Genomic DNA, 12,748 nt, shown 5'->3' with positions numbered 1-12,748 from the left:
ACTCCTTTGCCGCTCATCCCTCGGCGAGCAGTTGGGCAGTGGGCAGTCGGCGGAGCATCGCGATCGGCACCACCACCGACAGGGCGGTGACGGCAACGCCGGACGCCAGAGCGGCCACGGAACACCAGACGATCGGAGCGGTGATGCCCCCGGCGAAGGCCGCTGCCGCGCCGAGGCCGGCAGCGGCGCCAAGCGTGCCGCCGATCACCCCCATGCCGATGGCCTCGATGACGACCAGCCGGTTCAGCATGGCACCGGTCCAGCCGACGGCGCCGAACAGGGCGAACTCGGCGGCGCGCTCGGAGATGTTGAGATAGAGCACATCAGCGACGGAGACGATGCCCAGCACGATGGTGACCGCGACGGCGACGTAGTCGACGGTGCGGGCCTGGAGGGTGACGGCATCGCCGAGCAGGGTACCGGTGACCGTGCCGCGGAAAGCGAACGTGATCGCCAGCAACATGGTCAGCGCGGCGACCCCGATCATCAGACTCATCGCGCCGAGCGCGGTACGACCGGGTGTGCGGGCAAGATTCGCCAGGGCGAGGGTCGACAGCCGGCGCGGGGCCTGCCGGCGTACGGCGACACCCAGCACGGCGGGACGGATGACCTCACCGGGATCGGGCCGGGCGGCCCGCCAGGCCGGCCAGCCACCGGCGAGCAGGGCCAGTGCCACCGCCGCGGGAATGGCGAGCAGTGTGTGACTCCACGGGATGTCCAGCCCGAAGGCGAAGGCGAACCCGAGCGCGAGCGCGGTGCCCACGAGGCCGGCGACGAGGCCGATGCCGGCGATCTCGGTGAACATCAGTTGGAGGAGGTGTCGCCGGTTCCATCCGAGGCAGGCGAGGATGCCGTACTCGGTGCGTCTGGCGCGGATGGCGGCGGTGTTGGCGTTGAGTACCGCCAGCGCGCACACCGCGAGTACCAGCACGGACAGCAGCACGCTCTTGCGGTCGGCCGCGTGGACCAGCACGGCCGCGACGCCCTTTTGCACCCATGGTTCGGCCACGGCGAGGTCCGGCCGCCCGTAGTTGCCCGCTGGGTAGTGCACCGTCATCGCGGTGGGCGAGGATCCCAGCGTGATGTCGACCTGCAGTCCGGTGCGTCGCGCGATCTCCTCCGCGATAACCCGTACCCGCTCGCGGGAAACCGGGTCGATGCCTACCTCTCCGGCCAGCCGGACCCGTACCACGCTGATCGGCGCGGCGGTGTTGAGCTGGTATTCGGGGTAGGCGGGTTCGGTGCTGTAGGCACCGGGGTCGAAGATGGCCGGCAGGGCCGCCATGGTGGTGAGCATCAGCGGTGGTTGGCTCAGCAGGCCGGTGACGTTCGCGTTCGGGACCAGTCGCTCGCCGCCCAACGCCTGCCGTGACGCCTCGTCCGCGCCATCGACGCCCGGGTTGAAGTACGTGTCCATGGGCACCGCCGACAACGCGCTGCCCAGCGAGATCTTGGCCGGGTCGAAGGTGCCCACCGCGCCCATCGCGGTATCAGGCATGTTGACGCCCCCGGCCTGGGGGTCGTACCCCCGGGCCGTGTTGCGATGGATGGCGACGCCACCACGCACGCCGGTGTCGGCGAACTCCATCGGAACGTGACGCGAGGACCCGCCGTCGTCGGCGCCCTTGCCCCAGATCTTCAAGTCGTACGGCGCCGGTTGGGCACTGAGGCCGTCCTCGGCCTGCACCGTATTCGCCGGTCCGACGGTCCAGAACGAGTGCAGCCACATGGTGTTGGCCGTCGCCACGTCGTATTCGATGGCCAACTGTCCGGGGCGCAGCATCCGGTCGACCATGGTCCGGTAGGGTTCGTCGATCGACATGGTTCTTTGTGCGACCGGCGTGCCGGACTCGTTTCCCAGGGCCGCGCGTAGACGCTGGTCGTCCGAGCCGGAGCGAACCAGTTGCGTCGCGCCCGGGTTCAGCCGCTGCACGTCGAGCCTGAGCGCCCCTTCGATCTGGGGCCGGTCCGCGATCAGAATCGGCAGCTTGGAGTAGGGATACCGCATTCCGTCCAGGCGATGCGACGTCGGCTTCTCGGCGGAGGTGAAGTACCGGCCGGTGGTGACCGCTCGGTCCAGGCCCGCCAACGCCGCCTCGGAGTCCGGGTCGACCGCGGCCATCAGGAACGGGACCGTCCACACCAGCGTGACGACCGGGCGCATCGCCCCCCCCTCCCGATCCTTCGATCCCGCGCGGCCGACGCACGTCAACGACGAACGGGCTCGTAGATCCGTCGGTTGGAGCCAGTCCCCCTCGCCGACAGACGACGCCGCCGGGCATATCTTCACCCGCTGACCGTCGGCATCGACCTCCTCTGGCGGCGGCAGCCCACCGCCGCTTTCCAGTTCGCTGTTCGGCACCACATCCAGCCGGTTGCGCGTCACGTACAGGTATGCCGGCCCGTCCGGGATCTGGCTCAACCCCGCGTCCGTCACCCATGTCGGCTGCACCCGCAGTACCTGCCGCTCCGCGGTCGGGTCCAGCTGATCCGACAGGTCGACCGTCACGGGCACGGTCCGCATCACGTACCCGATCATGGCAACCGGAGCCGCGACGGACACGCCCCGCACCGCCTGGATCTGCCGCCACTGGTCGACGGTGATCCCGCCGCGCATCCCCGCCAACTGACCCGACTGGACCAGATTGCGCTGCTGCTCCAGCGGCAGCACCGCGTCCCTGGGCCGCACCAGGAGGTCGTACACGGGACGGTAGTTGGCCGCCACGGTGCCCACAGTGTCCAGACGGGAGGTCACCGCGGCCCCGGTGAGCAGAGTAAATCCCGCCACCGCGACAGCGATCATCGACAACAAGGCCAATGACCGACGCAGCCGTACCCGCCACTGCGACACGGCCATCTCCAGCACTACTTCACCATCCGGCCGCGCCCGGGGTCATAGGTGCCTCCCACGATGGTGCCGCCGGCCGGACAGCGATGTCCGGCCGGCGGCAGCGGATCGACGATCAGCAGCAGCCCGGGGAGCTGCTGACGTAGGGCGCATCGCAGTAGTCCGCGGTGTTGGCGTAACAGCGAACCTGCGATCCAGCCACCCTATTGTAGTAGTAGTAGCAGTAGGGACCTCCGCACCCAACGCGGATGCGTTGACAGATGTTGCACGCGGATGCCTTGGCCTTGGGCAGCAGTGCGGCCAGCAGCTTGTCGCCCAGCCTATTGATGATCACCATCCGGTCCTTCTCCTTCGTCGGTCCGACGGTTACCGGCAGGGCCACCATGTCATCGACCGCTTACGATCGACTAACGATGCGCTAACGCTCGATGCCCGCCCGAATGATGCTGACGAGCCGGCCGATTCGCTGACCAGGTGCGACCCCGAGGTCGGCAGCCAGGACGTGGCACAGCTGGTCATGAGCGGCCAGCGCGGACGCGATGTCGCCACGCCTCATGTGCGCTTCTATGAGATGTTCCCAGGCCCGCTCCCGGTAGGGCCACTGGCGTACGAGGGGCTCCATCGCGTCGATGACGCTGTTGTGGTCGCCCAGCACGAGCTGTGCCTCAGCGAGATCCTCCATCGCCCGCCACCTCCGCTCGTCCAGCGATGCCGCCACGGCCGCCACCCCGGCGGACCCGACGTCGAGGCAGGCACTGCCCCGCCACAGCCGCAGCGCCGCGGACAGCGACGCGACGCGCTGCTCGGCTCCTTCCGGAAGGCGGACGTCGGCGCCGCGCCGCGTCAACTCGTCGAAACGCGCCAGGTCGGTCGACGTACGGTGAGCGCACAACACGTAGCCCGGTGGACGGGTCTGCAACACGTTCACGGCCTCCGGGCCACCGAGCCGCACCAGGCTCTGCCGCAGTGCGGAGACGTGGCCCTGCAGCTTCGTCGTGGCTGTCACCGGTGGGCGATCGTCCCAGATCACCTGGACGAGACGGCTGACGCCGACCACCGTACCCAGGTTGAGGGCGAGCGTCGCCAGCAGCGCCCGCTTTCCCGAGCCGCCGATGGCCATCGGCTGGCCGCCGACAGTCGCCTCGAGCGGACCCAGCAGTGACATCCGGAGCAACGTATGAGCGTTCACGTCACCGCCCGCGTCGGGAGTGCGTCGTCGTAGCCGGACGCCTGGAGACGGAACAACTCGGCGTAGCGCCCTCCCGACACCATCAGCTCGTCGTGACTGCCCTGTTCGAGAATGCGGCCACCGGACAGCACAGCGATGCTGGCGGCCTCCCGGACGGTGTTGAGGCGGTGAGAGATCAGCAGACTGGTGTGTGTGCGGCGCAACGCCATCAGCCGTCGGTTGATCTCGTGCTCGGTCGCCACGTCGAGCCCCGACGACGGCTCGTCGAGGATCAGCACATCAGCGCCTTCCCTCAGCGCGGCTCGGGCGAGCGCCAGCCGCTGCCACTGTCCACCCGACAGCACGACACCGACCCCGGCCGAGTCCCCGTCGCTGAACGCGCGCGTCAGCATGGTGTCGTACCCGTTGGGAAGGTTTCCGAGTACGGAGTCCATGCCGGCCGTGGCGGCTGCCGCACGTACCCGCGCGCGGTCGTCGAGCGCGGTGATGTCACCGACGGCGATATTGTCATGGGCGGAGAACTCGTACGTCATGAAGTCCTGGAACGTCGCCCCGATCCGCGCACGCAGGGACGCCGGGTCGACAGTGGTGATGTCGACGCCATCCCAACGGATGACGCCTCGGGTCGGAGCGTGAAACCCACAGAGCAGCTTGACCACCGTGGATTTACCAGCACCGTTGTCACCGACCAGCGCCAGTGACGAGCCGCGCGGGATCCGCAACGTCAGACCGCGCAACACCCACTCGTGGTCGGGAGCGTACCGAAACCACACGTCGTCGAACTCCAAGCCGCGCTCCAGCGGCGGCACGGCCGGCAGCGGCTTGGACCGCGGCCCCTCGCGGGTCACCGCGGTGATGTCGACGTAGTGACCGAACATGATGAACGTCTCGCCGAGCATCGCTATCTGGCGGACCAGTCCCGACGCGGACATCTGCAACGCGGCCAGTGCCGCGAGCACGAGTACCAGGTCGCCGACGGTGCCTCGGCCGTCCGCCACCCGGGCGACGAAGACAGCCAACGCGACCAGCGACACGACGCCGGTCAACGTCGCCAGAGCGCTGTCGACCCACAGCGCCAGACGGTCCTGGTGCCGCTCCTGCGCCTGGGCAGCGCGCAGCTCGCGCAGGAGACGACCCTGGAAGAACGCGCCGAGACCGAACAGCCTGATCTCCTTCGCGGCGCGCATGTCGAGCAGGAGCGAGGCGTAGAAGGTCTGCCTGCGAAACATCGGCACGGTGCGTTCCAGCATCGCCCCACGCATCCGGGCCAGACGGATCTGGGCGATGAGCGTGGGCACAGCGGCCAGCAGGACCAGTGCCCCTGCCAGGGGAGACCATCGCACCAGCGTGACGCCGAACGCCACCACGGTGATCGTCTCCTGCCCGATCGCCAGGACCATGGTGTTGAGCTGGGTCGGCGCGTAGCGGCTCGCCTCGTGCGCGAGCCGGAGCCGATCATGGAAAGAGCTGTCTTCCAACTCGGCCAGACCGGGATGCGCCGACACCGCCGCGAACAACTCCTGTTGCGTGCGGATCGTCACGCGGCGTTCCGCATCCCGCTGGGCGTACTGAGAAACGTGCAGGACGACGGGGGACACGACGGCCAGGACGCCGAAGCCGGCGACACCAGCCCAGATCGTCGATCCGTCGTTGGCGGTGAGGCCGTCGATGATCGCCCGGGTGAACCATGCGGTGCCTACCGCGGCCAGGCCACCCACCACCATGAGCACGATGCTCACGGCCGCAGCCCAGGGCGCGGCGCCGAAGTAGATGCCGAACGCGCGCCGCATTAACGATGCCGACCGCCTCATCGGAGCTTTTCAACCTCTCTTGCGCGCCGTCGTGGCCGCAGCTCAGATGCGGAGCACAAGCACAGCGGGGGTTCAGGTTGAAAAGGGCTCATTGGCTGCTGAGTACCTCCGTCAGCTCGTGGCCGCGGGCCAGCAACCGCCCCTCGTCGCCGAACATCAGAAACGCCGGGGTGCCCTGCACCTGGAAGGTCGTCATCACCGCGCTCGAGTCGCCTGCCGTGACGAGCAGACCGGCCTTCCGCAACGTCGGGGCCAGTTCATCGCTCATGTTCTCGCCCACGGTGAGGAAGCTGACCACCCGCACACCCCCGCCCCCGATCTCCTCCGCGCGCTCAGCCAACGCCTCAGCCTGGGCCGGGCAGTGTCGGCAACCCGCCGAGAAGAAACCGATCAGAACCGGGCCGCCGGCGATGTCGGCGCTGGAGACCTGACCGTCGGGCGACACGAACTCCGGCATCGCGCTGCCGAGCGGCAGCCCCGACGCGGGTGGCGTCGTCATCTCGATGAGCTTCGTCTCCGTTTCACGCAACCGCCTGATGATCGCGGCACTCAACGCTAGATCGACGAAGACGAGTACCGCCAGAATGGCGACAGCGACGGAGAGAAATAGCACATTGTCTCCTTGGGTTGAGTGCGCCAACGCGGTGCACCAGGATGCGTATTCGGTTGTCTGGGAAGTCAGCGCGGGTGGGCCGCTCCACGCAGGAGCCAGGTCAGATCGTCCAGCCAGACCAACGCCGTGACCACCATGCCCGCGGCGAAAATGGACAACAGAATTTGCGACGGGTCGAGGCTGGCCAGCGCCACCGTGGGCAAGGCGAACGTGCCGAGAAACGCGCCGAACGAGGCGACTGCGAGGAACCCGCTGCGCACGACGTGCCGCCAGGCAACGGGTGCGCTCGTCGGCCCGAAGCAGTGGCACCCGGTCGTGGAACCCCGCCGAACGGCCCGTGCGAGCACCACGGCGAACGCGCCAAAGAGCAGGACCGCCGCCCCGAGACCCGCCGGCGCGCCACCTGGCCAGACAACCAGAGCCAGCACCACTGTCTCGACCGTGATCGATGCGGCTGCCACGGGGCGGGACCATCGTGGAGCGGTCACCTGTAGGCCGGTAACGGCGTCGGCGAACGCGTGGAAACTGGCGCGGGTGCGCACCTTGCTGACTATGGATATCGCAAGAACGCCAGATACCGCCAATATTGCCGCGACAACAGCAACGCCCACGACGTCCCCCATGTCCCCGTATCCCGCGTGTCACGAGCCAATCGATGCGCACGCAACTAGCTAGGTTCCTGGACCGTACCCTTGCCATCCAACTGCGTCAACGGTTTGATTTACGGGCACATAGACATGCATGACCGGGGGGCGCATGATCGACAAGTCACCACTCCTGCTCGCCACCATGATCGGACTCGCGCTTACGGCATCGATTCTGGGTGGTGTCGTAGCGACGCGTCGCCGCCTCATGGTCATCGATGTGCTGGGTGACAGCATGGCTCCCAGCCTCATCCACGGAGACCGTCTCCTGATTCGGCGAACGCATCGGCTACGGGTGGGCAACATCGTGGTCGCGCACCACCAGGAGGGTGGGCGCCGGACCGCCGCAGATGGGTCTCTGGCATCCACGTGGCTCGTCAAGCGACTGGCAGCCCTACCCGGCGACGCTGTCCCGGAATCGGTCGCTCCAGCCGTTGGCGGTCACTCGCGGCAGGTGCCCGCCGGCATGGCCGTGCTACTCGGCGAGCATCCGGCTAGCGTCGACTCCCGCCTATGGGGCTTCGTACCGCTCGATGACATCGAGGGCGTGGTCGTCAGGCGGTTGAGGTCCAATGCCGCAGACCCTGGTAGATAAGGGCTTCGGAGCATCGGTGGCGGTCGGTCAAGGAGAGACGTACGCTCGACCGCCCAGCGGCGGTGCAGCACGACGAAGGTCGTCTACCCGGCCATCTTGGACGACCATGGACGACCTAAACCACGCAGATGATCGTCGATGTTGCTGGAACGGGTAAGGGTGTGCTGGAATGGCTCACATCGCCGCAGCACGGGCAACCGCGCTGGGAACGGTGAGCACGAAAGCATCGCCGTGTCGGCAACGCGCCGCTCCGGCAGACGCGCGCCGCATGGCCGGGCCATCTCCACGACGACGGGCAGGTGTCCCGCCGTACGTGTCCCCCACAACATATTCCCGCGACAACCGAGACGTTCGACCTCTGACACGCCGGAGGCGCCCGATGCGCCATGTCGACACACGCACACCGGCGACGAGGTGAGCACCGATCCTGATGGCCCGGAGAATTCCTTCTGGCCCCTGCCCGCGTGGCAGGGACCAAACGTCATGGAGGATGACCATGCGCAGTTTCCTCGCGGTGTTCACCGCCGCCCTGATCCTCGGCACCACAGCCGGCAGCGTCCCGGCCGGTGCGTCGGGTGCCTCGCAGCGCTCGTGCACCCGTGGCATGCTCTTCTGCGAAGACTTCGAGCGGCTGCCTCGTGGCGGTCCCAGTACGCTGAACTGGGGTGTCGACACGCGCAACGGCACCCTCACCGTCGAGCGTGGCCGTCACGGCAACCAGGTGCTGCACATCCACACCGTCGACAATGGCCGCGCCTTCTTGCGCGTTGACGACTTCGCCGCGCCGGGCAACCTTTTCTACGGTCGGATGCGTCTGCGCGTCGACGCCTTCCCAACCGCCCCCGACTGGGCGCACTTCACGCTGGTGGAGGCGACCGGCACCGGCAGTTCGGAGGTTGTCCGTCCGGTCGGCGGCCAGTACGCGCCCACGGTCCCGGGAACCTTCTGGGGTGTGGGTGCCGACGGTGGACCGACCGGCGACTGGACCAACTGGCGTGAGTCCGCCCCGGTCACCGAGGACACCTGGCAGTGCTTCGAGTGGAAACTCGACCCGGCGGACAACCGCGTGGCAGTGTGGATCGACGGCGTGGCGAACCCGGAACTGACCGCCTCCACGACCGAACACGGCGGCAACGATGTTCCCTTCATTCTGCCCGCGGTCAACACAGTGAAGATCGGCTGGCAGCTCTACCAGGGCGGCACCACGCCCGGCGAGTTCGACCTCTGGATCGACGACATCGCTCTGTCCACCAAGCGACTCGGCTGCTGACGTCGTTCGTCACGTTCCATCGCGCACGCACACCAGGCACGCACTGTCCGGTACGCGGTCCGACGCCGTGCACCTCGATGCCGCGCTGCCCACCAGTGGAGGCGAATCGCAGCGGGAGAGGTTCGCCTCGCCGTGATTCGCCTCCTGGTGTTTCCCCGCGAGTTTGGGGGCGGGCCGGGGTCGGCGCCCGGGTTGCCCTGCTTGCAGCTTTGGCGGTCGGCTGGTGAGTACACCAGTTCGAGCGTCCGGATGAGAAAGCGGTGCTCTGCACCAGGCGCGCATGAATGTTCGCGCCGAAGTCGCGGTGCTTTCCGGAATACCCGGCGTCGATGACCTCGCCTTTGACGCTGAGCGTGGTCTCGGTCAGCAGGTCACAGTCGAAGCTTCCCGTCCAGGATGACGTGGGACCAGCCGTCGTCGGCCACCCGTCGCGGGGTGGTGTGCAGAAGACCAGCACCATCAATGCCTGGCCGAAGCAGGTCAACGCTCGCGTACCGGTGTCCCGGCTCGCTCACCGCGGTCGACACGTGCGGGACTTCCGCCCGCGCTCCTGATCACGGCACGGGCATGCAGAACCGCGACGCCGCCCGATGACTCCGCGGGCCGTACGCGGATGTTCGCCGGGCAGCCGCCTGGTCCGGACGACTCCGGCCAACTCCTCGGTTGGCCTGCCGAACCAGCGACCAGTCCTGCTGTCGACGGCCCTTGGGTCGACCCTACGGAGAAGCGCCGGACCGCGGTCATCGTCGCGGTCCGGCACTGTCCGACCCGAAGGTGAGCGGGCGGCGCTTCGGGTGCGCCGCTCACACCCCGTGTCGGCTACTTGAGGTTGGGCACTTCGTCGCGGGTGACGACGTAGTTGTGGGTGTAGACCTTCCGAAGGAAACTCGGGTCGTTGCGGCCGTAGAGCCAGTCACCGTTCCACGTGTTGAACGTGACCCAGCGAGCACCGCTGGACTGCAGTTGGTCCGGATCCGGGATGGCGCCGTTCTCATGCAGGGCGATCGGGATCGTGCCGCCAACGATGGCGCGGGTGGCGTTGTACAGCGAGGTCAGCGGGCCGTGGTCGGTGACGTAGGTGTCCGCGCCGCCGACATCGACGTACTGCTTGCCCGGATAGAAGGACGACTGTGGGCTTCCGTTGTACGGGTGCAGCCAGACCAGGTTGTGGATGCCCTTGGTCTTGGTGAAATAGTCGAACTGGTAGCGCCACAGGCGCTGGTACTGACTGCCGCCTTCGGTGCTCCACCAGAACCAGGTGCCGCCGGCCTCGTGATAGGGCGCCCACAGAACGGCGACGCCCTGCGACTGCAGCTGCAGGAGCTGCCCGGCGGCGGCGTCGAGTTCGGCCAGGTAGGCACGATTCTGACTGGTTCCGGGGGTCAGAACCGCGTTGATTGAGGTACGGCCGGCGTAGTCGCAGTAGCCGCCGGTGCCGGGGGCGCCGGTGTGCCAGCCGATCAGCGGGATGCCGCCCGCGTTCCACCAGGCGGCGGCTCGGCTGGTCGCGCCGGGCCGGTCGCACATGTCCAAGCCCCGGATGGCCGGGTCCTTACCCGTGGTGGTGCGGATGTGGTTGAACTCGTCCTCACGACCGTTGGTCTCCCGCTGGCCGGACAGGATGTGGTTGCCGTACTGGCTGTACAGGTAGCAGAGCAGGTTGCGAGCCTGCCGGGTGGCCTGCGGGTCCACCGGCGCCACGTTGCACGTGCCGTTGCTCGGCGGCGGGGTGGTGGGCGGCGGGCCGCCGGTGCTGGACCAGCGCTGGTTGGCCTGACCGTTGCAGGGCCAGAGAATGACCCGGGTGCCGTTGGCAGTGGCACCCTGGTTCACGTCGAGGCAGAGGCCGCTCTGCCCACCGACGATGCTGCCGTCGGCGTGGTGCCGGAACTTCTGGTTCTGCCCACCGTTACACGGCCAGATGACCAGCGCAGCGCCGGCAGCGGCGTTGGTGGGCGCGTCCAGGCAAGCGGTCTCGTTGAACGTGCGCAGCTCGCCGGCACCGGTGAAGACCCAGCCCTGGTTCTGGCCGCCTTGGCAGTCGTAGATGCCGACCGCGGCGCCCTGGGTGTTCCGGCCACCGATGACGTCCAGACACCGGTTGGAACTACTACTGACCAACGGGTTACCGACCGCGGCCGAGGCCGGCATGGCCACATAGACATTGCCGGTGAGCAGGGCGGCAACCGGAGCTGCGAGGATCGCCCAACGACGCCACCGGCGACGGGGATGAGTGGGGAACGAAGGCACAGGTCCTCCTGTCGGGGGATGGATCGCGCGTGGTGCCAGGTGGGTCATCGACGGTCCGCCGGGCCGCCGCGCACCACGCAGGACCTGTTGTTCTCCCAGCCCCAACCGTCCCCGTCGGGGTCACTGCTGCTGCTGGCGCAGTACGGGTATCCGTTCGGCGCGGTGGCCGGCGCGGTCGGCGTCGGCGTGGCGCTGAGCAACGAGGTCAAGGCCGGGTACCACCTTGCTTCGATCTTGCGGATGCCGGTGCTGTCGTTGGGGTGCACACCGTCGACGGTGTCCCGAGCGGTGTTGAATCCGGTGTACTGGTCGACCACTCGGACCGGGGATCGACTGGTGCTGTTCGACGAGGCCCAGCCGGGGATGGCCGCGTTCAGGTTTTGGACGTTGGCGTTGCAGTTGCCGCACCCGCTGGGCGTCATCGGCAGAATCTGAGCGACCAGCACCTTGACGTTGGGGTTGTTGGCCCGCATCTGCCCGAGCAGTTTGGTGTAGGCCCTGAGGATGTTCGACGTGCCCTTGTTGCCCCACACGTCGTTGGTGCCGAGCATCATCAGCACGATGTCCGGTCTGGACGCGGACAGCCAGCCGGGAAGCTGGTTGTTGTCGGCGATCCCGGTAGCCGAGTACCCACCGTGTCCCTCGTTGTCGATGTCAAACGAGCCGGGGCAGTAAGGGTTCCTCAGGGTGCCGACGAAGTCGATATTGGTGTACCTGGTTGCTTGCAGGTGCTGCCAGAGCAAGGCGCGCCAACAGCCGTTCGAACCGGTGATCGAATCACCGAGCAGCATGATCCGGGTTGCCGCAGCAGCGTTTGCCGATGGCTGGACGATCATCATGGCCACGACGGCCACCACCGCCATGACAAGCGCGCCCAAGGCTCGTTTGGTCAACTCATCTTCTCCTTGGCGAGGCGCGGGACTTGGCGCCGGACTCGACGCGACCGTCACGCAGATACAACGGGGATGAAGGCGTGTTTCTCCGGCTCAGCCGCACATGGCAACGCCATGCCAACAGCGGCGTCCTGCGAGGTGTCGACCGGTGGCCACCATGGAAAAGCTGACGGCGAGCGTTGGCTCTGTCGATCCGACAACCTTCGGCCCGACGAGGAGAGCCCGGTAACATCTCGACGTACTTCGATATGTTAGGCGGCCTCTACGTTAGGTGCAAGCTGAAATTAACTATGGCCGTGTCGCCGTTGCGGTGCTGGCGGAACGCGCCGAGTCCAGGTGTTCGTGTTCTTCGTGGTCTTCGGTCGACCTCGACGGACCCGCAGTACCGGACCGCCTGCTACGCCCGGTGTGCCGCAGCATCTCCCTGAGCCTGCTGGTCCGTGACAACTGTCTCGCCCGTGTCAGCCCGTTCGAAACACGGCGGCCTGGGCGAGGCCGGCGAGGCCACCCGACCGCTGCGGATGCTACTGCCGGTGAGCTGCCCGACCAGGGCATGTCCCAGCAGTAACTCGTCGCTTCGGAGGTCAGCGACCCGGCTGTGGCTGGTGACGACTTGGCCAAGCCGCCCCTGCTGA

General features: G+C 67.7%; 11 protein-coding genes. 3 read left to right on the top strand and 8 right to left on the bottom strand.

Translation table 11 applies throughout. The features are described 5' to 3' along the window. Window positions 1-13: 13 nt before the first annotated feature. From E1182_RS03780 to E1182_RS03755, 6 genes are all read right to left on the bottom strand, one after another. The gene (locus tag E1182_RS03780; protein WP_243706023.1) at window positions 14-2,857 is read right to left on the bottom strand and encodes an FtsX-like permease family protein; all 2,844 of its coding nucleotides are present in this window, start codon (window positions 2,855-2,857) and stop codon (window positions 14-16) included. 106 nt (window positions 2,858-2,963) lie between these two features. Continuing rightward, on the bottom strand, window positions 2,964-3,233 hold the full coding sequence (locus tag E1182_RS03775; RefSeq protein WP_132261213.1) for a hypothetical protein: 270 nt from the start codon (window positions 3,231-3,233) through the stop codon (window positions 2,964-2,966). 33 nt (window positions 3,234-3,266) lie between these two features. Then, a complete protein-coding gene (locus tag E1182_RS03770; RefSeq protein WP_132261212.1) occupies window positions 3,267-4,013 on the bottom strand; it encodes a BTAD domain-containing putative transcriptional regulator in 747 nt (248 codons plus the stop codon). Between the two features lie 20 nt (window positions 4,014-4,033). Further along, window positions 4,034-5,827, bottom strand: a complete 1,794-nt coding sequence (locus tag E1182_RS03765) for an ABC transporter ATP-binding protein (RefSeq protein WP_165942499.1) — start codon at window positions 5,825-5,827, stop codon at window positions 4,034-4,036. A 109-nt stretch (window positions 5,828-5,936) separates the two neighbouring features. Continuing rightward, on the bottom strand, window positions 5,937-6,488 hold the full coding sequence (locus E1182_RS03760) for a redoxin domain-containing protein (protein WP_132261210.1): 552 nt from the start codon (window positions 6,486-6,488) through the stop codon (window positions 5,937-5,939). Window positions 6,489-6,526: 38 nt separating this feature from the next. Beyond that, window positions 6,527-7,084, bottom strand: coding sequence for a MauE/DoxX family redox-associated membrane protein (locus E1182_RS03755; RefSeq protein ID WP_132261209.1), 558 nt, complete (start codon window positions 7,082-7,084; stop codon window positions 6,527-6,529). A 118-nt stretch (window positions 7,085-7,202) separates the two neighbouring features. Here E1182_RS03755 and E1182_RS03750 point away from each other — a divergent pair, with 118 nt between their 5' ends. The 3 genes from E1182_RS03750 (at window position 7,203) to E1182_RS30850 (ending at window position 9,524) form a co-directional block, all read left to right on the top strand. After that, window positions 7,203-7,700 carry a S26 family signal peptidase gene (locus tag E1182_RS03750; protein WP_132261208.1) on the top strand — a complete coding sequence of 166 codons (498 nt, stop codon included), beginning with the start codon at window positions 7,203-7,205 and terminating at the stop codon, window positions 7,698-7,700. A 496-nt stretch (window positions 7,701-8,196) separates the two neighbouring features. After that, window positions 8,197-8,970, top strand: a complete 774-nt coding sequence (locus E1182_RS03745) for a hypothetical protein (RefSeq protein WP_207921257.1) — start codon at window positions 8,197-8,199, stop codon at window positions 8,968-8,970. A 329-nt stretch (window positions 8,971-9,299) separates the two neighbouring features. Next, entirely contained in the window at window positions 9,300-9,524 is a 225-nt protein-coding gene (locus tag E1182_RS30850; protein WP_165942497.1) for a hypothetical protein, read from the top strand. Between the two features lie 265 nt (window positions 9,525-9,789). Here E1182_RS30850 and E1182_RS03740 read toward each other — a convergent pair whose 3' ends face one another. Both E1182_RS03740 and E1182_RS03735 read right to left on the bottom strand, forming a co-directional pair. Next, complete coding sequence (locus tag E1182_RS03740) at window positions 9,790-11,220, bottom strand: glycosyl hydrolase (protein ID WP_207921256.1); 1,431 nt, start codon at window positions 11,218-11,220, stop codon at window positions 9,790-9,792. 44 nt (window positions 11,221-11,264) lie between these two features. Next, window positions 11,265-12,170 (bottom strand): GDSL-type esterase/lipase family protein, encoded by a 906-nt coding sequence (locus E1182_RS03735; RefSeq protein ID WP_243706016.1) that lies wholly within the window; start codon window positions 12,168-12,170, stop codon window positions 11,265-11,267. Window positions 12,171-12,748 lie beyond the last annotated feature (578 nt).

Origin of the sequence: Micromonospora sp. KC721 (genome assembly GCF_004348355.1) — a bacterium.
Lineage (GTDB): Bacteria > Actinomycetota > Actinomycetes > Mycobacteriales > Micromonosporaceae > Micromonospora.
This window is presented reverse-complemented; position numbering and strand designations above follow the sequence as displayed.